The sequence below is a fragment of the Microbacterium meiriae genome, assembly GCF_040686935.1.
Lineage (GTDB): Bacteria > Actinomycetota > Actinomycetes > Actinomycetales > Microbacteriaceae > Microbacterium > Microbacterium meiriae.
This window is the reverse complement of record NZ_JBFBMF010000001.1, coordinates 721676-747793: the sequence shown is the minus strand read 5'-3', so window position 1 is coordinate 747793 and position 26118 is coordinate 721676. Positions and strand designations below refer to the sequence as shown.

Annotated in this window: 25 protein-coding genes; 14 read left to right on the top strand and 11 right to left on the bottom strand. The window is 71.1% G+C overall.

Translation table 11 applies throughout. The features are described 5' to 3' along the window. Positions 1–35: 35 nt before the first annotated feature. From AB0P08_RS03650 to AB0P08_RS03605, 10 genes are all read left to right on the top strand, one after another. A complete protein-coding gene (locus AB0P08_RS03650) occupies positions 36–383 on the top strand; it encodes a hypothetical protein (RefSeq protein WP_045264297.1) in 348 nt (115 codons plus the stop codon). An 11-nt stretch (positions 384–394) separates the two neighbouring features. Beyond that, positions 395–1732 carry a S8 family peptidase gene (locus AB0P08_RS03645; RefSeq protein ID WP_363588106.1) on the top strand — a complete coding sequence of 446 codons (1338 nt, stop codon included), beginning with the start codon at positions 395–397 and terminating at the stop codon, positions 1730–1732. A gap of 121 nt (positions 1733–1853) precedes the next feature. Next, positions 1854–3125, top strand: a complete 1272-nt coding sequence (locus AB0P08_RS03640; RefSeq protein ID WP_363588104.1) for a hypothetical protein — start codon at positions 1854–1856, stop codon at positions 3123–3125. A 122-nt stretch (positions 3126–3247) separates the two neighbouring features. Next, on the top strand, positions 3248–4612 hold the full coding sequence (locus tag AB0P08_RS03635; protein ID WP_363588102.1) for a hypothetical protein: 1365 nt from the start codon (positions 3248–3250) through the stop codon (positions 4610–4612). A 50-nt stretch (positions 4613–4662) separates the two neighbouring features. Then, entirely contained in the window at positions 4663–5847 is a 1185-nt protein-coding gene (locus AB0P08_RS03630) for an FHA domain-containing protein (protein WP_363588100.1), read from the top strand. After that, a complete protein-coding gene (gene eccCa / locus AB0P08_RS03625) occupies positions 5844–9821 on the top strand; it encodes a type VII secretion protein EccCa (RefSeq protein WP_259952736.1) in 3978 nt (1325 codons plus the stop codon). The genes AB0P08_RS03630 and eccCa overlap by 4 nt, the downstream gene beginning before the upstream one ends. Positions 9822–9840: 19 nt before the next feature. Beyond that, positions 9841–10143, top strand: a complete 303-nt coding sequence (locus tag AB0P08_RS03620) for an SAV_915 family protein (protein WP_187663173.1) — start codon at positions 9841–9843, stop codon at positions 10141–10143. After that, positions 10140–10436, top strand: coding sequence for a hypothetical protein (locus AB0P08_RS03615; RefSeq protein ID WP_062635420.1), 297 nt, complete (start codon positions 10140–10142; stop codon positions 10434–10436). Before AB0P08_RS03620 ends, AB0P08_RS03615 begins: the two co-directional genes overlap by 4 nt. Continuing rightward, the gene (locus AB0P08_RS03610; RefSeq protein WP_187663174.1) at positions 10436–11647 is read left to right on the top strand and encodes a hypothetical protein; all 1212 of its coding nucleotides are present in this window, start codon (positions 10436–10438) and stop codon (positions 11645–11647) included. The genes AB0P08_RS03615 and AB0P08_RS03610 overlap by 1 nt, the downstream gene beginning before the upstream one ends. Beyond that, positions 11644–12405, top strand: a complete 762-nt coding sequence (locus AB0P08_RS03605) for a hypothetical protein (RefSeq protein ID WP_363588095.1) — start codon at positions 11644–11646, stop codon at positions 12403–12405. Before AB0P08_RS03610 ends, AB0P08_RS03605 begins: the two co-directional genes overlap by 4 nt. An 8-nt stretch (positions 12406–12413) precedes the next feature. On the opposite strand, the gene AB0P08_RS03600 is transcribed toward AB0P08_RS03605, so the two are convergent. Both AB0P08_RS03600 and AB0P08_RS03595 read right to left on the bottom strand, forming a co-directional pair. Next, a complete protein-coding gene (locus tag AB0P08_RS03600; protein WP_101847531.1) occupies positions 12414–12890 on the bottom strand; it encodes a recombinase family protein in 477 nt (158 codons plus the stop codon). 53 nt (positions 12891–12943) lie between these two features. Next, positions 12944–13933, bottom strand: a complete 990-nt coding sequence (locus AB0P08_RS03595; protein WP_363444800.1) for a malate dehydrogenase — start codon at positions 13931–13933, stop codon at positions 12944–12946. Between the two features lie 51 nt (positions 13934–13984). Between AB0P08_RS03595 and ypfJ the strand changes: the two genes are divergently transcribed. Together ypfJ and pip are read left to right on the top strand one after the other, a co-directional pair. After that, a complete protein-coding gene (gene ypfJ / locus AB0P08_RS03590) occupies positions 13985–14866 on the top strand; it encodes a KPN_02809 family neutral zinc metallopeptidase (protein WP_363588093.1) in 882 nt (293 codons plus the stop codon). A gap of 70 nt (positions 14867–14936) precedes the next feature. After that, complete coding sequence (pip, locus tag AB0P08_RS03585; protein WP_280569669.1) at positions 14937–15908, top strand: prolyl aminopeptidase; 972 nt, start codon at positions 14937–14939, stop codon at positions 15906–15908. A 9-nt stretch (positions 15909–15917) separates the two neighbouring features. Here pip and AB0P08_RS03580 read toward each other — a convergent pair whose 3' ends face one another. From AB0P08_RS03580 to AB0P08_RS03560, 5 genes are all read right to left on the bottom strand, one after another. Further along, the gene (locus AB0P08_RS03580) at positions 15918–17681 is read right to left on the bottom strand and encodes an aldehyde dehydrogenase family protein (RefSeq protein ID WP_363588091.1); all 1764 of its coding nucleotides are present in this window, start codon (positions 17679–17681) and stop codon (positions 15918–15920) included. A gap of 67 nt (positions 17682–17748) precedes the next feature. Then, complete coding sequence (locus tag AB0P08_RS03575) at positions 17749–18012, bottom strand: glutaredoxin family protein (protein WP_071327714.1); 264 nt, start codon at positions 18010–18012, stop codon at positions 17749–17751. A gap of 9 nt (positions 18013–18021) precedes the next feature. Next, entirely contained in the window at positions 18022–18927 is a 906-nt protein-coding gene (locus tag AB0P08_RS03570) for an alpha/beta fold hydrolase (protein ID WP_363588089.1), read from the bottom strand. Further along, positions 18924–19901, bottom strand: coding sequence for a cation efflux transmembrane domain-containing protein (locus AB0P08_RS03565; protein ID WP_363444790.1), 978 nt, complete (start codon positions 19899–19901; stop codon positions 18924–18926). Before AB0P08_RS03565 ends, AB0P08_RS03570 begins: the two co-directional genes overlap by 4 nt. After that, the gene (locus tag AB0P08_RS03560) at positions 19898–20398 is read right to left on the bottom strand and encodes a type 2 periplasmic-binding domain-containing protein (RefSeq protein WP_363588087.1); all 501 of its coding nucleotides are present in this window, start codon (positions 20396–20398) and stop codon (positions 19898–19900) included. The genes AB0P08_RS03565 and AB0P08_RS03560 overlap by 4 nt, the downstream gene beginning before the upstream one ends. A 107-nt stretch (positions 20399–20505) precedes the next feature. On the opposite strand from AB0P08_RS03560, the gene AB0P08_RS03555 reads away from it, so the two are divergent. After that, a complete protein-coding gene (locus AB0P08_RS03555) occupies positions 20506–20898 on the top strand; it encodes an SIP domain-containing protein (RefSeq protein WP_363444786.1) in 393 nt (130 codons plus the stop codon). A 12-nt stretch (positions 20899–20910) separates the two neighbouring features. Here AB0P08_RS03555 and AB0P08_RS03550 read toward each other — a convergent pair whose 3' ends face one another. Further along, positions 20911–21366, bottom strand: coding sequence for an FAD synthase family protein (locus tag AB0P08_RS03550; RefSeq protein ID WP_187663183.1), 456 nt, complete (start codon positions 21364–21366; stop codon positions 20911–20913). Between the two features lie 166 nt (positions 21367–21532). Between AB0P08_RS03550 and AB0P08_RS03545 the strand changes: the two genes are divergently transcribed. Beyond that, entirely contained in the window at positions 21533–22711 is a 1179-nt protein-coding gene (locus AB0P08_RS03545) for a glycosyltransferase (protein ID WP_363588086.1), read from the top strand. On the opposite strand, the gene AB0P08_RS03540 is transcribed toward AB0P08_RS03545, so the two are convergent. From AB0P08_RS03540 to rfbA, 3 genes are read right to left on the bottom strand one after another with little or no spacing between them, the layout of a single operon-like run. Then, positions 22708–24126 carry a sugar nucleotide-binding protein gene (locus AB0P08_RS03540; RefSeq protein ID WP_363588084.1) on the bottom strand — a complete coding sequence of 473 codons (1419 nt, stop codon included), beginning with the start codon at positions 24124–24126 and terminating at the stop codon, positions 22708–22710. The genes AB0P08_RS03545 and AB0P08_RS03540 overlap by 4 nt on opposite strands. Further along, positions 24126–25124: a dTDP-glucose 4,6-dehydratase gene (gene rfbB, locus AB0P08_RS03535; RefSeq protein WP_187663185.1), complete on the bottom strand. Its 999-nt coding sequence runs from the start codon at positions 25122–25124 to the stop codon at positions 24126–24128. The genes AB0P08_RS03540 and rfbB overlap by 1 nt, the downstream gene beginning before the upstream one ends. Beyond that, on the bottom strand, positions 25121–25993 hold the full coding sequence (gene rfbA, locus AB0P08_RS03530) for a glucose-1-phosphate thymidylyltransferase RfbA (RefSeq protein ID WP_187663186.1): 873 nt from the start codon (positions 25991–25993) through the stop codon (positions 25121–25123). The genes rfbB and rfbA overlap by 4 nt, the downstream gene beginning before the upstream one ends. Positions 25994–26118: the final 125 nt, after the last annotated feature.

Genomic DNA, 26118 nt, shown 5'->3' with positions numbered 1-26118 from the left:
GACGGGATCGCCGGAGGAAAGAAGAGGGGGCGTCGATGACCATCGGAATCGACTTCGATCAGATCATGGCCGAGCTCAAGCGGCTGGCCCGTGAAGCGGCGGCTTTTCCTGCCGCGAACGAAGTCGCCGTGTCCGAGGGTGGCACGTCGAAGGCGACGGATGAGTTGCGGAACGCGGTGGCCTACGCGGCGGGACGTCTGAGCGTGGCCACGCAGAATGCTGTGGACTCCTTGAACGACACGCAGGAGACGATCCGTCAGGCCGTCATGATGATCGCGGAGCAGGACGCAGCCATCGCTGATGACTCGAAGCTGATCCTGTCGCTCCTCGACTCCGCCGTCGCGCAGAGCGACTCGGACACGAGCGCGGAGGCCGACTACTGATGCGACGCGGTGTGCTACCCGGCGCATCCACTGCGGTCGCGTCGATCGTCGCGCTGGCGCTTCTCCTCCCTGCGTCCGCTCACGCAGCGACGCTGGAGTCGGGTCTGTGGTGGTTCGATCGCGGAAAGGTGCAGGCAGCGCACGATGCGGGCTTCGACGGCACGGGCGTCACCGTCGCGGTCATCGACGGTCAGATCAATCCCGACGTGGTCGGTCTCCGCGGCGCCGATCTCGAGGTGAAGGACTCCTACTGTCGGGACGCCGAGGGAGACCCGGTGCCAGCGACGTCGACCGATTATGTGGCGGCGTCGCACGCGACGCACGTCGTCTCGATGATCGCAGGGACCGGAGATGCCCCGGCAGGCGGCCTTCCCGTCACAGGGGCCGCGCCTGGTGCGAAGGTCCTCTACTACCCGGCCATCGTCACTGATGGGGTGTTCGACACCGCGATGGGGGAGAAGTTCGACGAGCAGTGCCTGCTCGAAGACGGCAGCACGGTCATGGCGGATGGCACCACCGGGGTGTCGCGTGCGATCGAGGATGCGGTAGAGGATGGCGCCGACATCATCTCCATCTCCCTCGATGGGTTCGATCTGACCGACGCCCTCGCCAAGGCGGAGGCCGCCGGCGTGATCGTGGTGGCGGCTCTTCCGAACAACTCCGGGGTGGCCTCGCAGCCTGCGTCGGGCAACGGCGTCGTCGCAGTGCAGTCGTTCGGTGCCGACGGGAAGATCCAGAGCTCCACCACCATCGAGGGTGTGGGCGATCCTTCCCCGAATCAGAGCGACGACGTGATCGTCGCTGCGCCCGGGATGGGTCTGCTCGGGCAGGGCAGCGAGAACTCCTGGGACGAGCAGGTCCTCCTCACCGGCACGTCGTATGCGACGCCGATCGCGGCGGGCTTCCTTGCCGTGGTGAAACAGAAGTACCCGGATGCCACCTCAGGTCAGCTGCTGCAGAGCCTCATCCGCAACACGGGCACTAAGGGCGAGCACGAGCCGGAGTGGAACGACAGCGTCGGCTATGGAGCGGTCTCGCTGACGGGGATGCTCGCTGTCGATCCGACGGCGTACCCGGATGTCAACCCGATCTTCGATGCAGACGATCCGGACGCCCTGCCGTCGGCGGCTGACGTCCGCGCTGCTGCAGCGGCGGCGACGCCGGCGCCGACCGCCGACAGCGACGATCCTGGCGAGACCTCGTCCACGCAGGACGCGTTGGTGCCGCTGCTCGTCGGGGGCGGCATCCTCGTCGCTGTCCTTCTTGTGGGCGGCGTCATTCTCGCGGTCGTGCTCACACGATCTTCACGACGACGGAACAACGAGCAAAGGGGAGCCCATGGCCGGTAAGCAGGCTGGTGGCGGTTACGAAGCGGAACTCAATCGCATCCGAGCTGTTGAGGACTGGCGCATCCCGAAGGCTCCTGCGCTTCAGAACGCGCTGCGGTCGTTGGACAGTGCGCTTGCTGCTGTGCTCGCATCGTCTGCCTGGGAGGGGAGCGCTGCTGAGAGCGCCAAGACGTCGCTGAACACCCTCCGCGCACGGTTCCGCAACGTGGAAGCGCACGTCTCGCACATCACGAGGGTCATCGACACGGCGAACTCGATCCGCCGGGAGACCGCAGCGGCAGAACTCCCGAGCGCGCAGGTCGATTCCTTCTGGGCGAACGCTGCGCGCGTCGGCTCGGTGGTCGTCCACCCCGTGTTGGGGCCGCTGGCCGCCGACACCGCACTCGATGCCATCGGGAACTTCCTCGGCAACAAGCGGGAAGAAGAGGCCCGCAAGATCGTCGAGCGGGTCGAGGCGTCGCTCCAGGAGCCGGCCAAGGAACTCCGCGAGTCCTCCGCGCGGGTGGCGTCGCTCGACATGGACGTCACCGTGCCCGGCGGCACGGATGACCAGCCCGGCGGATCCGATCCCGGCGTGACGGCTCCACGGATCTCGTATCCGAGCGGCATCGGAGGCCCGTCCGGCTCCGCACCCGGTGTCGGAGGTGCCACTCCTCCCAGCGGCGGTGTCGGCGAGTACCATCCCCCGGTGCCGACGAACCCTGCGGTGCCCTCGGTCCCCACCGGGCCGGGGGGCGGAGGATGGGTTCCAGAAGGTCCCGGCGATCGCCCGGGCGATGTGGGTATCGATGATCCCTCGATCGACTCTCCCGGCGGCGGCCTGCTTCCGGGCGGGCCCGGTGGCGGTCTTCCCGGCGGTTCCGGTGGTCCCGGCGGCTCCGGTTCCGGCTCGCTTCCCGGCGGTGCCCTTCCGGGCGGGGTCTTCCCCGGCGGTGGCGGGGGACTCGGCGGCATCGTGGGCGGTGGCGCCGGTGCGGCGGCGATCGCGGCGAGCTCGAAGATCGCCGGCTTCGGCAGCATGGGCGGACTCGGCGGTGCCGGCTTGGGGCCGGGCGCAGGCGCTGGGCTCAAGGCCGGTGGCGGTCTGCTCGGTAACTCCGCCGTCGGTGGTGTCGGCGGCGTCGGTGGAGCAGGGGGCCCCGGCGGTATGGCCGGCGGCGGCGGCGGCGTCGGCGGGGCGGGTGCCTCGGGCACCGGGTCCTCCGGCGCGGCAGGTGCCGGTGGCCGACCCGGCATGGGCATGATGGGCGGCGCCGGTGGCGCCGACGAGGAGGAGAAGGCGAAGCGTTCGGGCCTCGGTGGTCCTATCGCGCCGAAGCTGGAGGACGAAGAGGAAGCCGGCCCCCGCGCCAAGGGCGCTCGCGCCGGATCCCGCGACGAGCCTGCCAACTGAATGACGCCGCTCTGGTCCGAGAGGGCGCGGTACGAGGGTCGACGCGGGGGCATCGTGAACCCCGAGATCGCCTGCGGCGGTGACCCGCGGCGAGAGCCTCGCGCAGTGGATAGGGTGCAGGTGTGTCAGTCGAGATCGTAGAGCGGCGTCGGATCGTCCTCCAGAGCGAAGATCGTCGCATCGACCTCTCCCTGCCGCTCGACGAGACGCTGGAGGACGCCCTCACCCTGAGCGGGATCCCCGACGCGGACCGGTTCGTCACGATCGGCCCCGGGGGATACGAGATCCCCGGCGACACCGAGTGCGAAGACCTCGTCGACGGTGGCCTTTATGCGTTGATCGACCGCACGGCTCTGGGTCCGCAGGCGCGCCCGGCGGAGAAGGCGACGGGCCAGACGCGCGCCGACCACGGCGCACGGTGGTGGCTGCTGGCCGTGAGCGGGATGCTGCTCGTCGCGGTCTTCGCCCAGGGCGCCGTCGATCCGCTGATCCGGCTTCTCGTCGCCCTCCTCGTCGCGGCCGGTGCGATCGGTGGCGCTGTCGCGTGGGCGCGACGAGACTCCGCGGCGGGAGTGCGCGGCATCCTCGGGGTGCTCGCGCCGGTGCTGCTGTCGTTCGCAGCCGGCGTTCTCCTCATCCCGGCCGGGCTGGAGGACGCGTCGCACCTGTCGACCGCCACCGGGTTCCTCGCGGCGGGTGTCACCACCGCGATCATCGCCGTCACGGCCAGGGCTCGCCCGATGCGCGCCGCGGCCGGGACGGCGACGGTGCTGCTCGTGGGCCTCGCCGCCGTCTGGGGCCTGGCCCTGCTCCTGCGGTGGGGGGAGGCGGAGGCCGCCGCCGTCTCGCTCGGCCTCGTTCCGCTGGGCCTGCGTGCCCTCCCGAGCAGCCTCGTCAACCTGCCCGAAGGCTACTTCATCGACTACAAGCACTTCATGACCAGCCGGTGGACCGTGCGCGGAGCCATCCCCGAGTCGGTCGGGCTGCTGCGTCCGGAGCGCATCACCGCCGTGGTCGACGATTCCTCCGCGCGCCTCATCGCGGGCACCGCCGTGCTGAGCATCGTGGCCGCGGCGATGGCTCCGGTCGCGTTCCTGCGGCCCTGGCCCGATGACGCGTTCGTGGTATCCGGCGGGATCGCTCTCCTCTGCTGCCTCGCGCTCGCCCTGCTGCTCACGCCGCGGCACACCACCTCGCCCCTCCTCCGGTGGTTCCCCCGCGCCGCAGCCGCGGTGGTCTGCCTCGTCGCCGGCATCCAGGTCGCGGCGGCCCTCGGGAACGGCTTCCACCTGCTCGGAGCGGCCCTGCTGTTCCTCGTCGGGTTGGCGGCGGTCGCCGTCGTCATCCCGGTGTCCAAGGGCGCGAAGTCGCTGGTGTGGTCGCGGGTCGGAGACGCGTTCGAGTGGCTCGCCGTCGCGCTCGCCCTACCGTCAGCCCTGCTCTACGCGAATGCGCTCTCCCTGGTTCGTGGAATGATGGCCGGATGAGCGGGAACGGCCCATCACAGTCCTGGCCGAGCGGGGGTCCGATCCCGCCGATGGCGCCCGGCGGAGACCGCCCAGGGGAGATCCCCGCGCTGCCGCCCGCACTGATCGCGGCGCCGCCGGGCGTCGACGGCACGCCGCTCCGCCAGACGCCCGCGCCGCCCACGCCGATCGCCTCGTCGCGACGTGCCGTCCCGCGACCCGCCGAGGGACTCGGCCCCGCCTTCCGTGGAGCACCCGCCGGCACGATCCAGCGGATCGCCGCCTTCACCCTCGACGCGGCCGCCGTGTTCCTCGCGTCCGCCGTCGTCCTCGTGCTGACCCAGAGCGTGCTGCTTGCGGGCCTCACCGTCTTCGAGCTCGCCCTGTTCCTCTGGGTGCTGGAGGCGCGGACCGGCCTCACCCTCGGCAACGCCGTGCTGCGCCTGCGCAGCGCCCGCGCCGACCGGCCGTGGTCCCCGGGGATCGGGCGCCAGTTCGTCCGCGGCATCATCACCGGTGCCGGCTTCCTCGTGGCTGTCGGCAGCTGGGTGGTCGTCGCCTCCAGCGCCTGGGATCGCGGCGGCAGACGGCAGTCCTGGGCCGACCGCGTCGCCGGCACCGTCGTGGTCGCCGTGCCCCCCAAGGCCGTCGAGGCTCCGCCGGCTCCCGCCGCGGTGGAGGCCGCTCCGCTCGCTCCGCCGCAGGTCGTGCCGCTGGTGGCGTCGCCGTCTGTCGTGGACGAGGATTCCCAGCCCACCGACGCCCGCGCGGCCTCCCGCCGCACCGAGAGCCCGGAACCGGCGGCACCCGGATCGGATCGGCCGCTCTTCACCGTCGCCCCGGCGCCCGGGTCGCAGGCGGGTGCCGAGGCCCCGGCCCCTGCCCCCGAGACCGGGGCGCTGCTGCTCATCTTCGACACGGGTCAGCGGGTGCAGCTCGCCCTCCCCGTGGCCGCGAACCTCGGGCGCGGCCCCGTCGCCAGCGCCCACGACGACCGCCTCATCGTCGTCACCGACCCCGACGCGTCGGTCTCGAAGACCCATCTGCGCATCGAGCACTCCCGTGGCCGCACCTGGGTGACCGACTTCGGTTCCACGAACGGCTCCGACGTCCGCAGCGACGACGGCCAGACGACCGAGCTGGTCGCGGGCGAGCGCGTGCTCCTCGACGACGCCGACCGTGTCCGCATGGGCAACCGCAGCTTCACCATCAGCCTTCTGCTGGGCACCGACAGCAGCGCCGGAGAGAGAGCATGACAGGACCCCGTCTCGCCCCGCCCCGTGTCCCCTCCGGGAGGCTCCCGGTCCAGGCCCCGCCGGAGCTGCAGCCGAACGACGGCGGCATCGGGATCCTCGGGTCGCTGCTGCCCATGCTCGGCAGCGTCGGCGCGATCGTCATGGTCACCATGTCGAACCAGTCCGTCACGGGTCTGCTCACCGGCGGCATGTTCCTGCTGTCCTCGCTCGGCTTCGTCGCCGTCAACGGCTGGCGGCAGCGCTCCCAACGGCAGGCGGCCACGCTCGGTGCCCGCCGCGAGTATCTGGCGTACCTGACCGAGTTGCGGCAGACCGTCCGCGTCGCCGCCCGGCAGCAGCGCCGCTCCGCGAACTGGCACCTGCCCGCCCCGTCGACTCTGCCGTACCTCGCGGAGGAGCGCACCCGCGTCTGGGAGCGCGGCGTCAACGACCCCGACTTCCTGTCGGTCCGCGTGGGCGTCACCGATCAGCCGCTGTGCGTCACGCTCGAAGCCCCGGAGCTCCCGCCACTGGCGCAGCTCGACCCCGTCGCCGCCTCGGCCGCGCACCGCTTCATGCTGACGCACGAGGTCCAGAAGAACCTCCCGCTCGGCGTCACCCTCCGCGACTACGCCCGCATCGAGATCACCGGCGACGAGGACGAGACCCGCGCGCTGGCGAGAGCCATGCTGCTGCATGCGGCCACCATGCACGACCCCGACGTGCTGCAGATCGTCATCGCCGCGGACACCGGCGTGCTCCCGCAGTGGGAGTGGGCGAAGTGGCTGCCGCACACGCACTCACGCACCGTGCGGGACGGCCTCGGCGCCGCCCGCATGATCGGCTCGCAGCTGTCCGAGCTCGAGGACATGCTGCCGCCCGAGGTGCGTGAGCGCTCGCGCTTCGCCCGCGACGGCTCCGGACCGAAGACGCCGCACATCGTCATCGTCACGGACGGCGCCACGACATCGTTCAACGACGCCCTCGTCACCGGCGACGGCGTGCAGGGCGTGACCGTGATCGACCTCCCCGCCCGCTGGGGCGACCTCGACGACCCCAACGCCCTGCGCATCGCTTTCGAGACCGGCGGTGCCAGCACGCGCGCCGAGCTCGTCAGCCTGCAGGTGCCCGCACGGCCGTTCGAGGCCGATGCGATCACCATCGTCGAGGCGGAGGCGACCGCCCGTCGGCTCATCGCCCTGTACTCGGGCGGCACCGCGATCGCCAGCAAGAAGAGCGCGACCGGCCAGGCCGAGCTCGTCGAGCTCCTCGGCCTGCCCGACGTGCGCGACCTCGACCTCGACGCCGCGTGGGCACCGCGCCTGGAGCGCGACCGCCTCCGCGTGCCGATCGGCCAGACCGAGGACGGCAGCCCGCTCATCCTCGACATCAAGGAATCGGCGCAGCAGGGTATGGGCCCGCACGGCCTCATCATCGGCGCCACCGGCTCCGGGAAGTCGGAGGTGCTCCGCACGCTGGTGCTGGCCCTCGCGATGACCCATTCGCCGGAGCAGCTCAACTTCGTGCTCGTCGACTTCAAGGGTGGGGCGACGTTCGCCGGCATGGCCGACATGCCGCACGTCTCGGCGATCATCACGAACCTCGGTGAGGAGATCTCCCTCGTCGACCGCATGCAGGACGCGCTCCAGGGCGAGATGGTGCGCCGACAGGAGCTGCTGCGGGCCACCGGCCCGTTCGCCAACGTGGCCGACTACGAGAAGGCGCGTCGCGGCGGACGCACCGATCTGGCGCCGCTGCCTGCCCTGCTCATCGTCGCCGACGAGTTCTCCGAGCTCCTGTCGGCGAAGCCGGAGTTCGTCGACACGTTCGTCAACATCGGCCGCCTCGGCCGCTCGCTGCAGGTCCACCTGCTGCTGTCCTCCCAGCGGCTCGAGGAGGGAAAGCTGCGCGGCCTCGACACGCACCTCTCGTACCGCATCGGTCTTCGGACGTTCTCGGCGGCCGAGTCCCGCACGGTCCTCGGCGTGCCGGACGCCTATCACCTGCCCACCCAGCCGGGGGCCGGCATCCTGAAGTCCGACACCGAGACGATGACGCAGTTCCGTGCCGCGTACGTGTCTGGCCCCCCGCCGCGTCGTCGCCGGCGGGCGTCGTCCGGCGGCTCCGGCCAGAGCACCGGCTCGACGGCGGTCGAGCTGTTCACCGCCGCGCCGGTGTGGCGGGCGGAGGCACCCGTCGACGAGCCGGAGGTCATGGTCGACGCCGAACCGGAGGAGAAGCGCAACACCTTCGAGATCGCGGTCGAGTCCATGAAGGGACGCGGCCCCGCGGCCCACCAGGTGTGGCTGCCGCCGCTGGTGACGCCGGCCACCCTCGACCAGCTCTTCGGCGACCTCGTCGAGGACCCGTCGCTCGGGCTCGTCTCCCCGCGCTGGCGGGGTGCGGGGGCGCTCACGGTCCCGCTCGGCATCGTCGACGTGCCGCTGGAGCAGCGCCGCGAGAACCTCGCGGTCTCCCTCGGCGGCGCGGCCGGCCACATGGCGATCGTCGGCGCGCCGCTGAGCGGCAAGAGCACGCTCGCGAGGACGACGGTGGCTGCCCTGGCTCTCACCCACACGCCCCAGGAGGTGCAGTTCTTCGTCATCGACTTCGGCGGCGGCAGCTTCACCGGCCTGCAGGACTTCACGCACATCAGCGGCGTCGCGACCCGCTCCGAGCCGGACGTGGTCCGCCGTACGGTCGCCGAGGTCACCAGCCTGCTGAACGCCCGCGAGGTGTACTTCCGGCAGCACGGCATCGACTCGATCGACGCGTACCGTCAGCGCCGTGCGCAGGGTCTCACCGACGACGGCTATGGCGACATCTTCCTCATCGTCGACGGCTGGGGCACGCTGCGCGCCGAGTTCGAGATGCTGGAGCCGCAGATCCAGGCGATCGCCGCGCGGGGTCTCACCTACGGCGTCCACGTCGTGATCACGGCGGCGCGTTGGATGGAGATCCGGGCGAACATCAAGGACCTCATCGGCACCCGCATCGAGCTGCGCCTGGGCGACCCGACCGACTCCGAGGTCAACCGCAAGGCGGCGGAGAACGTCACGGCCATCCCCGGCCGCGGCCTCAACGACCGCGGCCTGCAGATGCTCACGGCGCTGCCCCGCGTCGACGGGGTGGACGACGCGTCGAGCCTCGCCGACGGGATCGACGACCTCGTGGCACGGGTCGCGGCGGCGTGGCACGGACCGGCGGGGCCCAAGCTGCGGCTGCTGCCCTCGCGCATCAGCCATGCCGATCTGCGCGCCGTGGCGGCCGCGCAGTCGCCGGACGGCACGGAGCCCCGCGAACTCCTGCTGGGCATCGATGAGGCGAACCTCGCCCCGTTCTCGATCGATCCGGTCGCCGAGCCGCTGCTGTACCTGTACGGCGACGCGGACTCCGGCAAGTCGTCGATGCTCCGCGGCGTCGTGCACGAGATCACGCGCCTGTACGGGCCGACCGAGGCGAAGATCTTCGTCGTCGACTACCGTCGTGCCCTCCTGGGCGAGATCCCGCAGGAGTACCTCGGCGCCTACCTCACGTCGCACGAGATGACGGAGGGCGGGATGAACGAGCTCGCCCAGTTCTTCCGCAGCCGCATCCCGGGACCCGACGTCACGCCCGACCAGCTCCGCAGCCGGTCGTGGTGGAAGGGCGCGGAAGGGTTCGTCCTCATCGACGACTACGATCTCGTGGCGACCTCGCAGGGCAACCCGGTCGCGGTCCTCGCACCGCTGCTCGCGCAGGCGGCCGATCTCGGCCTCCACGTGATCCTCACCCGCCGCACCGGCGGGGCGAGCCGCGCCGCGTACGATCCCATCATCCAGCGCATGACCGACCTGGGTGCGACCGGCATCCTGCTCTCGGGCAGCCCCGAGGAGGGCCAGCTCATCGGCAAGGTGAAGGCGGTTCCCGCGATCCCCGGCCGTGCGCAGATCGTCAGCCGCGATCGGGGCCTCGTCTCCGCGCAGCTGCTGTGGGTGCCGCCGAGCTACGAGTGACAACCGAGGAGAGACCGAGATGACCTTCGAACCGACGCCGGCCGCAGCGCCGATGGTCCCACCCGTGCTGTACCTGCCCCTGAGCGTGACGTCGACGCCGGAGGAGCAGCTCGTCGAGATCCGGGAGCTGAAGGACGGGCGGCGTGCGCTGCTCGCCTACACCGCCCTGGACCGGCTGCTGGAGCTCGCCGGCGAGCGGCAGCCCTGGGTCCTGGTGCGCACCGAGGACCTCGGTCAGATCAAGGAGGCGCAGCCCTACGACGTCGTCATCTTCGACCTCGACGTGCCCGCGTCCTACCGCCGGAACGGAGCCATCGCATGAGCCGCATCGCGATGGACCCGGAGGTGATGGCCGTCCATGCGGACATGCACGAGGAGGCGGTCGAGCTCATCGAGACGAAGCTCTCCGGCATTCCGACGGCCGTCGACGGCGGACTCGCCTCCGACACGGTCGCCGCCATCATGCAGCGGGTGGGGGAGGGCGTCGACGCCCTGTACCGGATCAACGGCACCCTGGGAGAGATCGTCCGCGCCATCGCCGACGACGCGGAGACGAACGAACAGGACGTGATCGACCAGCTCGACCCGGTCGCGGCCATCGTCGAGGACCTCTGATGACGATCGACACGACCACATACGGCGACGCCGACCAGGTACAGGCGGCCGCGGACTGGCTCGACCCCGACCTGAAGGACGCCGCGGACGTCTCCTCCAACGTCACGACCTTCATCCCGACCGGCGTGCGCGGGCACTGGTTCGGCGAGTCGGCGGACGACTACGTCACGATCCTCTCGCGCACGACCGACGCCGCGAAGGAGATCAAGGACCTCGCCCGTGACGCCGCCGAGAAGCTCCGGTCGTACGCCGGGCAGCTGCGGCGCATGAAGGAGGACTTCGCGACGCACCGCGACAATGCGCGGGCGGCGGGGCTTCCGGTGAACGGCATGATCATCGGCCGGCCGGTGTCCCTGATCCCGGTGTGCCCCACGTCGCGGGACGACCCCTACTGGGACGAGTGGCAGGAGCACCTCGACCGCATCGAGCTGTACAACGAGATCGCCGCCGACGTCGGCTCCTGGTGGGGCGAGCTCGAGGTCTGGATCAGCGAGAACCTCGACGGCTTCCTCGGGACCATGCCGAGCCAGTCCACGGCGGACAGGATCCTGTCCGGTCTGCGGGAGGCGAGCGGCGAGGTCCCGAAGATCTACCTCGAGGGCCAGGGCCTGGCGTGGGCGGAGACGGCGGCCGAGCTCACCTCCCACGCGGAGGATCTGCGTCTCGGAGCATCGGACTTCGTTCGCGAGCTGCGCTCCGGCAATCCCGCCGTCAAGGCCGCTGCCGAGGCCGCCAACCCCACCGGCATGCGGTGGGCGGCGGACGAGGCCGAGGATCTGGCCCGCGGACTCTCTCGCGCGAGTCGGGCGGTGCCGTTCATCGGCTGGGGCGTCGACGCCTGGAATCTGGGCTCGGCGATGTCGTCGGGCGACGACCCCTCGTCCACAGCGGTGGAGATCATCGGCGGTGCGGCGGGAGGCGCGGCTGCGGCTGCCGGTGTCGCCGCGCTCGCGGCGGCCGGTGTCGTCACGCTCCCGGTCTGGGGCACGGCGGTGGTCGTCGGCGGGGCCGCGGTGGCGGTCGGCGCCGGTGCGGTGTGGGCTTACGAGAACTGGGTCCCGCAAGACGTCCGGGAGTCGATCGACGCCGGCATGGCGGATGCGTGGGACGCCACGACGGACTTCGCGGAGGACGCCTGGGAGAACACGACCGACTTCGTGGGCGACGCCGGGCACAACATCGGCAAGGCGTGGAAGGGACTGTTCGGGTGACAGGTCAGCAGCAGTCGACCTCTCTGGAGACGATCTGGGTACCCGGTCATCCGGGGTGGGAGGGGCAGCAGCGCGCGACCACGGCGCTCACGGTGTTCGGCGTCGTGTTCGCCATCGTGGTCCTGCTGTTCAGCCTGATCCTGTTCGCCGATCCGGCTCCGGCGATGAAGGCCCTGGGGATCGGTGTGCTCGCGGCCGTCGCCGTCGGCGTCTGGCTGATGGTGGCCCACGCCCGCGTCTCACGGGTCCGAGTCGTCCGGCCGGTCGTCGACGGTCCGGCGATCGCGTTCGGCGGGGCCGCGGGGATCGTCTGGCCGCTGCGCGCCCTCGCGCCGGTGGGGGCCCTGCTCCTCGCGGCGTGGGCGTGGAGCATCTTCACGGTGCCCGCGGACCGACTGCCGCTCCTCACCCTGCTCCTCCTCCCGGTGGTCGCGCTGATCATGACGATCGCCGGCATCCGGTCGTGGTTCCGGGCTCCCTCCGCCCATCGCCTGACGCTGCGCCCCGACGGGCTGCAGCTCCGGATCCCGCGCAACAACGTGGCCGTGGCATGGGAGGAGGTCGTCAGCGCCGGCGTGGAAGGCAACCGCGTAGTACTGCGGACGTCGACCGCTCAGCCGTCCTCGTGGGCGGCGGCCGATCTCGCCAGCGACCCGGTGCTCCTGGCCGAACTCGTCACCTTCTACGCGAACCGTCCCGACGTCCGTGCCGAGATCGGCGCGGGCACGCTCGCCCGTCTGCGGTCCGGCGAGTTCTAGCGGCGCTCTCAGCGGGCGCCGGCGGCGTCGGCGAGATGACGCGCCTCGTGGCCGAGGACCTTCACGATGATCCCGTGTCGCCGGAGCTCGGCGACCGTGCGGGCGCCCTCCTCGGCGTCGAGCCCCAGGGCCCGGATGTTCGCCACCACGACCACGTCTCCGGTCCGGAGCGTCGAGATGAGCCGCGCGAGGCGGTCGTTCCAGCTCTCCAGGATGTCCGGCGCCGGGTGACGGAAGCCCTCGATGGGCACGCCGAAACGGGTGAGGTCGGCGCGCTGCTCGACGACCGACGGCATGCCCTCACGAGCGACGACGAGGCCGACCAGGCGGGAGCCCGCGGGACGCGCGGTCCAGAAGTTGCGGTTCTGCTGCAGCTCCGTGAAGCACTTCGGGCACTTTGCTGCGTCGTGCGGGAGGTGGAGCGGGCTCGTCAGCGCATCGTCGAGAGACGGCGTCGTGCCCGCCGGGTCCATCGTGTCGCTCATCCCGCACCTCCGCCCTCTATTCTGCCCTGCCGGGGCGTCCCGCGGCGACCGGATCAGAGCAGTCCGAGGGCACGGACCGCCTCCCGCTCCTCCACGAGCTCCGCGACCGAGGCGTCGATGCGCGTGCGGGCCCAGTCGTCGATCTCCAGGCCCTCCACGATGCGCCACTCGCCGTCGACGGACTGCACGGGGAACGAGGAGACGAGCCCCTCCGGAACGCCGTACTCTCCGCGCGAGACGACGGCGGCGGAGGTCCAGTCCTCGGTCCCGCGGACCCAGTCGCGCACATGGTCGATCGTCGCGCTCGCGGCGGAGGCGACGGAGGACGACCCGCGGACCTCGATGATCTCCGCGCCGCGCTTGGCGACCCGGGGGATGAACGTCCGGTCCAGCCACGCCGGGACGTCGCCGACGATCCGCTCCAGGGCGTCCTGCACGGGCTTCCCGCCGACGGTCGCGTGCGACACGTCGGGGAACTGCGTGGCCGAGTGGTTGCCCCAGATGGGCACCCGCCGGACTGTGTGCACGGGGGCGCCGAGCGTCTGGGCGAGCTGGGCCCGTGCGCGGTTCTCGTCCAGCCGCGTGAGGGCGGTGAAGCGGTCGGCGGGCACGCCGTCGGCCGCCGCCGAGGCGATCAGCGCGTTCGTGTTGGCGGGGTTGCCCACCACGGTCACGCGGACCCCGGGATCGGCGTTCGCGGCGATGGCGGCGCCCTGGGGCCCGAAGATGCCGCCGTTCGCGGCCAGCAGGTCACCGCGTTCCATGCCCGGACCGCGGGGGCGCGCGCCCACGAGCAGCGCGAGGTCGCAGCCGTCGAAGCCGACCGCGGGGTCGTCGGTCACCTCCACGTGCTCGAGCAGATCGAACGCGCCGTCCTGCAGCTCCAGAGCGGCGCCCTCCGCAGCGCCGAGTCCCTGCGGGATCTCCAGCAGCCGCAGCCGCACCTTCTCATCCGGACCGAGCATGTCGCCGGCGGCGATGCGGAAGAGGAGCGCGTAGCCGATCTGTCCGCCCGCGCCGGTGATGGTGATCGTGGTGGCCATGCCACGAGCCTACGTCCGTCAGGGTGTCGGCGCGCGGAGTACCCTCGACGCATGACGTTCAATCCCGACGCCGACCTCTCCCGCAACACCACGCGCCGCCGCGGACGCACGGCGGCGATCGCGGGCGGTTCCGGCGTCGGCGTGCTCGCCCTCCTCGCCCTCATCGCCGGCCCCCTGCTGGGCATCGACCTGAGTGGACTCGTCGGTGGCGCGCCCGGGGGCGGGAGCGAACCCGCCGGTGGTTCGGCCATCGAGAACTGCGACACCGGTGCCGACGCGAACGCGAACGCCGAGTGCCGGCTCGCAGGCGCTCAGCTCGCACTGGACGCGTTCTGGGGGGACAACGTCGAGGGCTACCGGGCTCCGCAGAACATCGTCGTCGACGGCGCGACATCCACGCAGTGCGGAACGGCCTCCAATGCCGTGGGGCCCTTCTACTGCCCGCCGGAGGAGACCGTCTACATCGATCCCACCTTCTTCCAGCTCATGCAGGAGCAGTTCGGGGCCTCGGCCGGAAACCTCGCGCAGCTCTACATCATCGGGCACGAGTGGGGGCACCACATCCAGAACATCACCGGGACGATGGACCAGTACCCGAACAACGGCACCGGTCCCGGCAGCAACGGCGTGCGCATGGAGCTGCAGGCCGACTGCTACGCCGGCGGCTGGCTCGGCCGCATGACCGAGCAGACCGACGCCGACGGGGATCCCTACCTGGAGAAGCCGACGGAGACGCAGATCGAGGACGCCCTGAACGCGGCGGCCGCGGTCGGGGACGACCACATCCAGGAGCAGGCCGGCATGGTCAATCCGGAGAGCTGGACGCACGGCTCCAGCGCGCAGCGTCAGCGCTGGTTCGCGGAGGGATACCAGAACGGGCTCGTCGCGTGCGGGCAGGTGTTCACCCTTCCCGCCGATCAGCTCGACCCGTAGGCCCGGTGATCCCGTCGTTGTCAGATAACGTGGACTCGGCAGGACCGCACGACCGGTTGGGGGACCGAACATGACGAACACCGAAGGGCTCTATCCGCCCATCGAGCCGTACGAGACCGGAGTGCTGCTCGTCGGCGACGGGCACCGCGTGGCCTGGGAGATCAGCGGCAACCCCGAGGGCAAGCCCGTCGTGTTCCTCCACGGAGGTCCGGGCAGCGGGACGTCGCCGTGGCAGCGGCAATTCTTCGACCCCGAGGCCTACCGGATCGTCCTCCTCGATCAGCGCGGATGCGGTCGGAGCACGCCGTCCGCCGCGGAGCCCGATGCCGATCTCCGGCACATCACCACCGCGCACCTCATCGCCGACCTCGAGCTCCTGCGCAAGAACCTCGGCATCGAGAGCTGGCAGGTGTTCGGCGGGTCCTGGGGGAGCGCCCTCGCGCTGGCCTACGCTCAGGCCCACCCGGATGTCGTCTCCGAGCTGATCCTGCGCGGCATCTTCACCCTGCGTCGCGCCGAGCTCGAATGGTTCTACGAGGGCGGGGCGGCGGCGCTGTTCCCCGACCTGTGGGAGGACTTCATCGCGCCGATCCCGGTCCTGGAGCGCTCGCGGATGATCGAGGCGTATCACCGGCGGCTGTTCGATCCGGACCCGGCGGTCCACGAACCGGCGGCCCTCGCGTGGGCGGCCTGGGAGGCGGCGACCGTCACCCTGCGCCCCGACCCGGAGCAGATCGCGGCGATGGCCGATCCCCGCCGTGCCGTCGCCTTCGCACGCATCGAGAACCACTTCTTCGTGCACCGCGGCTGGTGGGCCGAGGGACAGCTGCTCGCCGGGATCGACGCCATCCGGCACATCCCGACCGTGATCGTGCAGGGCCGCCACGACGTGGTCACGCCGATGATGACGGCGTGGGACCTGCACCGGGCTTGGCCGGAAGCCGACTTCCAGGTGGTCGACGACGCGGGCCATTCCGCCGCCGAACCCGGCATCCGCGCGGCTCTCCGCGCCGCGACCGATCGATTCCGGCCCGAGGCCTGACGCGTCCCCTCAGGCGCGGAGCGCGCGCATCAGGGTCTTCACGAGGCCGACGGCGCCGCCGTCCGCGCGATGGCGGGTGAGACCCTCGCTCACGGCCGCGCCGGTGCGGGAGGAGACGAACCACGGCGGCTTCGGGAGGATGGTCAGGCGTCCGCCGCCGTTGGCCACGGGCAGCGAGCGCGGGAACGGTCGGAAGGGGCCGCGCAGCACGGAGCGCTCCACCCGATCCAGCAGCAGGGCATTGTGGACGACGCCGATGCCGCTGCCGACGTCGTCGATCGTGCCGCCGGGGAAAGCGCCCCAGGTGAGGGTCGGGGTGATGAACCCGAAGGCGGTCCACCCGTTGATCGCGATCGAGCCGTAGTGCAGGGCGGTGAGCGCCCGCTCGAACCCGCTGCCGAGCGCCTTCTCGGTGGCCGGGTCGATGAGCAGGTTCGCGCCGAGCGTGCCCTGCAGCTTCTCGTTCGCGTGGGCGACCGCGGCGTCGAGGAACTCCTGGCCGGTGCCCGGCAGGCTCACCACGCCGAGGACCGGGGCGAAGTACTCCGTGCTCTCCAGGGCGGCGGGGTCCTCATCGCCGTCGATCTCGACGAGGAGCCGGTCCCCGAGCACGAGCGCGTCCGGGTAGTCGTCCGTGGCGGCCTGCATGCGGGAGGGGGCGCCAGGGTACCAGATCGGGCGCTCCGGAGCGGTGGCGTAGGCGTGGCGCAGCGCGGCGCGGAAGTCGTCGGCCTGGTCCCAGTCGGCGGAGAGGATGACGACCTGCCCCGCGATGCAGTTGTGGCCGCTGTTCTGCAGCCGCATGGTCGCGATGTGCTCGGCCTGATACGAGAGGTCGGCGGCCGTCCACTTCCCGGGCACGACGATGATGGGGGAGACCCCGCCGAGCTCGGCGGTGATGGGCTTCTTCAGCAGCGGGCGGTTCTCGCGGCGGCGGCGCTTCGTCGCCGCCGCGCCCTCACCGGAGGACGGCCCCCAGACGATGGTGTCGAACGTTGCCGCCGAGCCGGTGATGTGCACGTGCGCGAGGCCCGGGTGCTGGGTGAGATACGCGCCGGCCGCCGGGCCCCCGCGCACGATCCGCAGCAGTCCGGGCTCGATGAGCGGGGCGAGCGCGCGCTTGTAGACGGGGACCAGGGCGTCCTGCGTGGGGTTCACCTTCAGCAGGGCGGTGCGGTTGTGGGCGAGCAGTTCGTACAGCACGTCCAGCACGGGGATGGAGGTCACGTTCCCGGCGCCGAGCACGAGGCCGACGCCGCCGGACACCGTCGGCGTGCGCTGGGCCAGACCCGCACCCGCCCTGGCGGCGTTCGGCGTGGTCCCCGGCTCGAGCCAGACCTCGCCGGTGAATCCGGACAGCAGGAACCGGTCGATGCCGGTGAGAGGGAAGGCATGCACGCGTGCCCGGCCACCGGGCGCCCGGTCGACCCGGATGCCGTCCAGTGGATTGGCCCCGTTCGCGATCTGGGTCAGCGTGGCGATCGAGGCGTCGAGCGCCCCGAGGACGCTGTACGGACCGCTCAGCCACTCCTCGCCGCGGAGCGGATGCCGCGCGTCCAGGCCCTTGGAGGCGGCGGCGGTCGTCGCCCAGTCCTCGGCGGTCGCGGCGACGCTCGTGCGGACCTGCCGGAGCAGCGTCGCGCGCTGCGCCACGGTGAGCGCGGTCCACACCGACGTCCCGGTCTGCAGGTCGGCGACGGCGGCGTCGAGCCGCTCCGCCTCGCCTTCCCCGAGAGCGGGAACGGCAGGCGCTGTCGTGGGCGCAGAAGTCATCGGCGTCTCCTTCGAACGGGCTTTCAGCTTAGGCGTCCGCGCGGAGATCCGCCGAGTGGCGAGACGATCAGATGAGCGAGAGCTCGCGCAGCTTCGACTCCACGTCGGCGTTCGACGGCTCGACGTGGTGCGAGGCGTCGGGGTAGACGACGACGGGGATGTTCGTGCGGCCGGAGATGTCCTTCGCGATGTCGGCGGCGTCGGGGTCGGCGACCAGGTCGACGTAGGTGTACGCGACGCCGAGCTCGTCGAGCTGCTTCTTCGTGCGGATGCAGTCGCGGCACCAGTCGGCGCCGAACATCGTGATGGTGTCGGAGGCGGGGTTGGTCATGCCTCCAGCCTACGTCCGTGGGGGAGGGGCGGCTTCGAAGAAGCCCGCCAGTGCGGCGGCGAGAGGTTCCGGCGCCTCCTCCGCCATGTGGTGCCCGCTGTCGATGCCGTGGCCGCGGACATCGTCGGCCCAGTCCCGCCAGATGCGGAGAGGGTCGCCGTAGAGCTCTTCGAGATCGTCGCGTTCCGACCAGAGCACGAGCGCGGGCATCGCGAGTCGGCGCCCGGCGGCGCGATCCGCCTCCTCATGTGCGCGGTCGATCGTGAGACCGGCGCGGTAGTCCTCGAGCATCGCCCGGATGACCGACGGCTGCCGCACCGCGTGCAGGAACTCGGCATGGTTCGCCGCGCCCATCGTCGCCGGGTCGGCCTTGGGGGCGTACCAGGCCTCCGGGTCCGCGCCGATGACGCGCTCCGGGATGTCCGGCTGGGCGAAGAAGAACCAGTGCCACCAATGCACGGCGAAGGTCGCGTCGCAGCGGCGAAGGTGCTCCGAGATCGGCAGGCAGTCCAGCAGCGCGACCTGTTCCACGGTCTCCGGGTGATCGAGCGCGAGCCGGAGCGCGACGTAGCTGCCTCGGTCGTGCCCGACAAGGCGGAAGCGCTCGTGACCGAGTCTCTCGGCGACGGCGCGGATGTCTCGGGCGACGGCACGCTTGGAATGGGCCGAGTGATCGGAGGTGGGCGCCGGGCCGCGGGAGCGTCCATAGCCGCGCAGGTCGGGGCAGATCACGGTGAAGCCGCGCTCGACGAGCAGGGGAGCCACCCGATGCCACGTCGCCGAGGTCCGGGGGTGCCCGTGCAGGAGCACGACGGGCGGTCCCGAGCCACCGTGACGGACGAGGATGTCCGCCTCGGAGGTCGGGATCCGAGTGGTCGTGAAGCCGGGGAACAGCGCCTCGTCGGCGGCGCTCATCGCCCGGGGTCCGCTTCGGCCGGCAGCTCCTCGACCGGGATGATCACGACGTCCTGCACCTTCCAGTCCAGGTCGGCGATGCCCTCGGACGCGGCGGTCAGGTCGGCCGTGCGGACGCCACGATGATGCGGCACCACGAACGCCTCGATGTGGAACACCTGGCCCTGATCCCGCATGCGCACGGCAGCCTGATCCACCCAGGGGCGGCTGCGCAGGTAGGAGACGACATCGCGGGCCAGCGGATGCGGCTCCGCGCTGTCGAACGTGCGGGCCCGCTGATCCATGAGATCGACGATGGCCGTCTTCGTGTTGCGGAAGCCGTCCCAGATGATGCCGAGCGAGATGAAGAGCGCCGCGGCGCCGTCGAGCCACCAGATTCCCGCGCCCACACCGAGCACGCCGACGATCGAGGCGACCGTCGTCTGCCAGTCCGCCTTCGCCATGTCGGCGTCGGCGTAGAGCAGCTTGTTGTGCAGGACGGGGGCGAGCTTGGCCTTGGCCGGACCGTAGAAGAACACCGGTCCGACGATCACGACGGCCATGACGGCGACCATGAGCCAACCGAGCCAGATCGTCTGCCCGAACAGCTGCACCGTGCCGATGGTCGGGTGCTCCCCCCGGAGGAGTCCGGCGACGGCCTCGACGGCGAGGTTGAGGCCGACCGCGAGGAGCGCGACACCGGCGACGAGGTGCCCGACGCCCATCACGCGGTGCAGGCCGTAGGGGTGCTTCCGGGTGGGGCGGCGCCGCACGAACACCAGGGCGAGAAGGAACGCGAACTGCGGGATCAGGGACAGCATGTCCTCGATCCACGCGGTGCGCATCGCCTGGGACTCGCCCACGACGAGCGCGATCACGGTGATCGTGATCGAGGTGTAGACGATCGTGAAGATCTCCCAGCGCACGGCTTTCCGGGTCGCCTGCTGCTGTTCGTCGGGGAGTTCGGTGCGCCCGAACCGCTTCGTCTCGGTCATCGATCGACCTCACCGTCGAGGTAGGTCTCGAGGGCCGAGAGGAAGGCGTTCTCGCCCAGGGGGACGAGCATCACGAGCTCCCGACCGCCCGCGCCCTCGATCCCGGGATAGCCGCGGGTCACGCCCGCCTTGTCGATCCACGGGGTGTCCGGGGTCAGGCCGCCGGCGACGAGATCGAGGTCGCCGGTCTCCAGCATGCCCACCAGGCTCTCCTCGGTCGCGACCGTCCAGGTGACGTGGGCGTCCAGGCTCGCGGCGAAGCCGTCGACGAGGGCGACGACCGGCCCGTGGGGCCGGCCGCCGTCTGTCTCGACCAGGCCGGGGTCGGGCGAGGTGCCGACCCGCAGCTCTCCGCCCGTGACTCGGTCCAGGGTGCCGTCCGGGTCTGCGGGTACCGTCGCTCCGCACCCGCTCAGGGCTGCGGCCACGATCAGGCCGACCAGGGCGCCGACCAGGCGGCGTCCGGAGGGCGTGCGTCGAATCCTCTCACTGCTCACGGACTCAGGATGACGCGTGGCGCCGTCCGGGTAAAGGTGTTGACGAGCGCCGTCGCGGAGGACTAACGGCTCTTGATGGTAAGGGTAGCCATACCTATTATGGAGTCATGAGCAGCGCGTGCGAGCACCTCGAGGATCCGGACTGGGAAGCGATGGAGGGAGCCGTCCTCATCGCCGGGGACGCCGCCGATGTCGGAGCCATCGCTCGCGTCGCGTCCCGGCTCCCGTGGGATGCGCACGGCGTCATCCTCATCGAGGCGGCGGCCCGTATCCAGTTCCGGCACATCGACGTCCCCCAGGGGGTCTCGGTCCGCTGGCTCCTGCGCGCCGAGGGGCCGCGCGCCCATGCCCGCGGCGAGCGTCTCGCGAACGCCGTCTACGCGTGGTGCCTGGAGTGGACGTGCAGTGAGCCCCCGGAGCACTGGACGGTGTGGCTCGGCCCGCACACCCCGCCGCACGTGGCGCGGATGGCACGCAGCCTCCTCGGCGTCGCGAACTGACCGACGCCGGCTTCAGCGGGTCGCGCCGACCACCGACGCCGTGGCGTTCGCGGTGATCGCGTCGAGCGCGCGGCGGAGCGCCGAGCTCGACGTGTGCGCGGTGTACGGGAAGTAGACGACCTCGACGCCCACCTCCGCGAACTCGCTCTCCAGCCGCAGGCCCTTCTCGGTGCCGCGCCAGTCGTCGCCCTTGAAGAAGTGCGTGAAGCGCACGTCGCGCCAGGAGTCCATCTTCGACGGCGTCGTCTCGACGTAGACGTCGTCGACGAAGGAGATGTGCCGCACGATCTCGGCACGCTCGGCGGTCGGGATGACCGGCTCGATCCCCTTGACCTGACGCAGCATCTCGTCGCTCACCACACCGGCGATCAGGATGTCGCAGTGCTGTTTGGCGTGCCGCAGCAGATTGAGGTGCCCGACGTGAAACAGGTCGAAAGCTCCGACGGCATAGCCGATACGCGTCCCCATGATCTCCCCAGATCGATCATTCCCCAGTCGAACGAATCCCCACCCGTTCGTCGCGACTCCCACAGCCGCAGACGACACTCTAGCAGGAACATGTCCTGCGGCCCATAGGAACCCATGGAACGATGGATGCCGGAGCCGATGGGGCTGCGGAACGAAGGGGACCACGTTGGGGGCAGGGGTCACGGTCATCGTGCCGACGTACAACGAGCGCGACAACGTCGCCGAACTCGTGGAGCGGACGGCGGCGGCATTGGCGGGACGGGACGCCGAGATCCTCTTCATCGACGACAGCACCGATGACACCGCAGTCGAGGTGGAGCGCCTCGCGGCCGACGCCCCGATCGCGGTCCGGGTGCTCCATCGCGCGGACAACGTCGGGGGCCTCGGCGGGGCGGTCGTCGTCGGCCTGGGGGCCGCGAACGGCGACGTCTGCATCGTGATGGACGGCGACCTCCAGCATCCGCCGGAGCTCCTGCCGACCCTGCTGGACCGGTACGCGGACGGCGACGCGGACGTCGTCGCCGCCTCCCGCTACATCGGCGGCGGAGACACCAGCGGCCTCGGGACGGCCGTGCGCTTCGGCGTCTCCCGCGCCGCCACCTGGCTGACCCGCGCGATGTTCCCGCGGCGGCTCGCCCGGAGCACCGATCCGATGACCGGGTTCTTCCTCGTCGACCGCCGGCGGCTCGATCTCGCCGCCCTCCGGCCGCAGGGCTTCAAGATCCTCCTGGAGATCCTCGCCCGCACCGATCTGCGGATCGCGGAGGTCCCGATGGAGTTCGGCGAACGCCGCCACGGCACCTCGAAGGCGAGCCTCCGGCAGGGGGCCACGTTCATCGCCCACCTGGCACGGCTGCGCTTCGGAAAGATGTCCCTGTTCGCCGCGATCGGCGTCCTCGGCGCCATCGCGAACCTCGCGATCATGTGGGCGCTGACCGCCGCGGGCGTGCCCTACGTGTGGGCGGCGATCATCGGCGCCGAGGTCACGATCGTGGGCAACTTCCTGCTGCAGGAGCGGTTCGTCTTCGCGGACATGCGCACCGACGCCCGCAGCGCCGTGGCACGCTTCGCGGCCTCGTTCACGTTCAACAACGTCGAGGCGGCCCTGCGCATACCGGTGATGGCGCTCATGGTCGAGACGTGGCACATCTCCAGCGTGCTCGCCACGGCGCTCTCGCTCGTCGTGGCGTTCTTCGCCCGCTTCCTCTTCCACTCGCTCGTCGTGTACGCGCCCCGTCGGCGACGGGAGGAGCGGGAGGCGACGGGGGAGCCGGAGCCGGACACCGCGACCCTGCGCATCATCCGCGCCATCGACGCGGAGGCGATGAAGCCGGGCGAGCTCTAGGCGTCGTCGGCGGACAGGTAGTCCGCGAGGGCCGCATCCGCATCCCTCGGCGTCCAGCCGGTGGCCGTGATCCGGGCGAGGTCCAGGACGCTGTTGCGCGGACGCGGCGCGATCGGTCCGGCCTGGTCGGCGAAGTACTCCTCCGTCGTCACCGGGGTGACCGCGGCCGGGTCGTGGCCGGTCAGCCGGTAGACCGCGCGGGCAATGTCGGCCCAGGAGCGCGGTTCGCCGCCCCCGGTCACGTTGTAGAGCCCGAACGGCGCCGAGACGTCGAGCAGGTGCCGGATGGCCGCGGCGAGGTCCGCCGTGAAGGTGAGCCGCCCGATCTGGTCGCCGACGACCCGCGGCGCGACGCCCCGCTCCGCCAGCGAGGCCATCGTCCGCACGAAGTTGCGGCCGTCGCCGATCACCCAGGAGGTGCGCAGGATGTAGTGACGGGGCACGGTCGCGACGATCGCGTCCCCCGCCGCTTTCGTCTGCCCGTAGACACCGAGCGGCCGGACCTCGTCCGTCTCCGTGTAGGGGCCGTCCTTCGTGCCGTCGAACACGTAGTCGCTGGACACGTGCACGAGCGTGAGGCCGTTCTCGGTCGCGATGCGGGCGAGCGGGGACACGCCCGTGACGTTCGCCGCCCAGGCCTCGGCCCGCCCCTCCGCGGTCTCGGCGTGGTCGACGGCCGTGTAGGCGGCCGCGTTGATGATCGTCCCGTAGTCGCGCCAGCGCCGTGCGACGGCCAGCTCGGGGTCGCGGAGGTCGAGCGTCTCCCTGGTCGTGTACTCGACGTGCTCCGCGTCGCCGAGAGCCGCCCGCAACGCCAGGCCGAGCTGACCGGACGCCCCGACGACGAGGGTCTTCCGCGGGCCGATCGGGGTCACGTCGGCCAGTCGAGGATGCGCCCGGTCCTTCGGGGAGATCTCGACCTGGTCGAGCGGAATCGGCCACGCGATGGCCGCCGTCTCGTCGGCGAGATTGAGGAAGGAGTACGCCGCGTCCGGCGACCAGTGGTCGTTCACCAGGTAGGTGTAGGCGGTGTCCGCTTCGAGCGTCTGGTACGAATTGCCGACGCCGCGAGGCACGAGGATGGCGCGCGACGGGTCGATCTCCGCCGTGAAGACGCGCCCGAAGGTCTCGCCCGCCCGCAGATCGACCCAGGCGCCGAAGATCCGGCCGGTGGCGACGGAGACCCACTTGTCCCACGGTTCGGCATGGATGCCGCGGGTGGTGCCGATCGCGTCGTTGAACGAGATGTTGTTCTGCACGGGACCGAAGTCCGGAAGGCCGGCGGCGACCATCTTCTCGCGCTGCCAGTTCTCCTTGAACCAGCCGCGGGCATCACCGTGCACCGGGAGGTCGACGAGGAGCAGGCCGGGGATCGGCGTCTCGGTGATCGTGAGCGCCTTGCCGAACGCGGTCATCACTGCCCCCGGGCGGCGTAGAACGACTCCGTGGCGTCCTTGGCCGGCGCCCACCAGTCCTCGTTCGCGCGGTACCACTCGATGGTGGAGGCGAGGCCCGACTCGAAGTCGGAGAACCGCGGCGCCCAGCCGAGCTCGGTGCGCAGCTTCGTGGAGTCGATGGCGTAGCGCAGATCGTGACCGGCGCGGTCCGTGACGTGATCGTAGGCGTCGGCGGGCTGGCCCATCTGCGTGAGGATCAGCTCGACGACGGACTTGTTGTCCTTCTCGCCGTCGGCGCCGATCAGGTACGTCTGGCCGATCTCGCCCTTCTCCAGGATCGTGAGGACGGCCGAGGAGTGGTCGTCGGCATGGATCCAGTCGCGCACGTTCTGTCCGGCGCCGTACAGCTTGGGTCGGATCCCGCGCAGCACGTTCGTGATCTGGCGCGGGATGAACTTCTCCACGTGCTGGTACGGGCCGTAGTTGTTCGAGCAGTTGGAGATCGTCGCCTGCACGCCGAACGAGCGCACCCAGGCGCGCACGAGCAGGTCGCTGCCGGCCTTCGTGGAGGAGTACGGCGACGAGGGGTTGTACGGCGTCTGCTCCGTGAACCGTGCCGGGTCGTCGAGCTCGAGGTCTCCGTACACCTCGTCGGTGGAGATGTGGTGGAACCGGCGATCATGCCGGCGGGCCGCCTCCAGCAGCGTGTACGTGCCGATGATGTTGGTGTCGAGGAACGGCCGCGGGTCGTGCAGCGAGTTGTCGTTGTGGGACTCGGCGGCATAGTGGACGACCGCGTCGGTCCGGGCGAACAGGCTGTCGACGAGCGCGGCGTCGGCGATGTCCCCCTCGACGAGTTCGACCCGGTCGGCGGGGAGACCCGCGAGCGAGGCGCGGTTGCCGGCGTAGGTGAGCTTGTCCAGCACGGTCACGTGCGCGTCCGTGTGCGCGACCACGTGGTGCACGAAGTTCGATCCGATGAAGCCGGCGCCGCCGGTCACGAGCAGGCGGGTCATCGAGCGCCCCTTTCGAGCAGTCCGAGCAGGTAGGTTCCGTAGCCCGACTTCACGAGGGCTTCCGCGCGCGTCCGAAGCGCCTCGTCGTCGAGGAAGCCCTGACGCCAGGCGACCTCCTCCGGCACGCCGATCTTCATCCCCGTGCGGCGCTCCATCGTGCGCACGTAGTCGGCGGCGTCGGTCATCTGGTCGAAGGTCCCGGTGTCCAGCCACGCTGTCCCGCGGGGGAGGACCTCGACCTGGAGCTTGCCCCGTTCGAGGTAGGCCCGGTTCACGTCCGTGATCTCGTACTCCCCTCGAGCGCTGGGCGCCAGGTTGCGAGCGATCTCGATGACGTCGTTGTCGTAGAAGTACAGGCCGGGCACCGCGTAATTGCTCTGCGGGGCGGCGGGCTTCTCCTCCAGGGAGACGGCCTGGCCGTCGGCGTCGAACGCCACGACTCCGTAGGCTTCCGGCTCCGCCACCCAGTACGCGAAGACCGCGCCACCGTCGATGTCCGCGAAGCGCTTGAGCTGCGTGCCGAGGCCCGGCCCGTAGAGCAGATTGTCGCCGAGGACCAGCGCGACGCTGTCGTCGCCGATGAAGTCCGCGCCGATGGTGAACGCCTGGGCGAGGCCGTCCGGCGACTCCTGCTGCGCGAAGGACAGGGAGACGCCGAACTGGGAGCCGTCTCCCAGCAGCCGCTCGAAGTGCGCGGCGTCGTGCGGCGTCGTGATGATGAGGATCTCCCGGATCCCGGCGAGCATCAGGGTCGACAGCGGGTAGTACACCATCGGCTTGTCGTAGACCGGGATCAGCTGCTTCGAGACCCCCAGCGTGATGGGGTGCAGCCGCGTGCCCGAGCCGCCCGCCAGAATGATGCCCTTCATATATGTCCCCCTCGTGAAACATCGATGCTCGTGGCGGCGTCACTGAGAGGACGGCCATCCCCTGCCGTCCGACGACCCCCACAGTCGTACGCTCGACTCTAGCGGAGAACTCGCCCTTTACACCG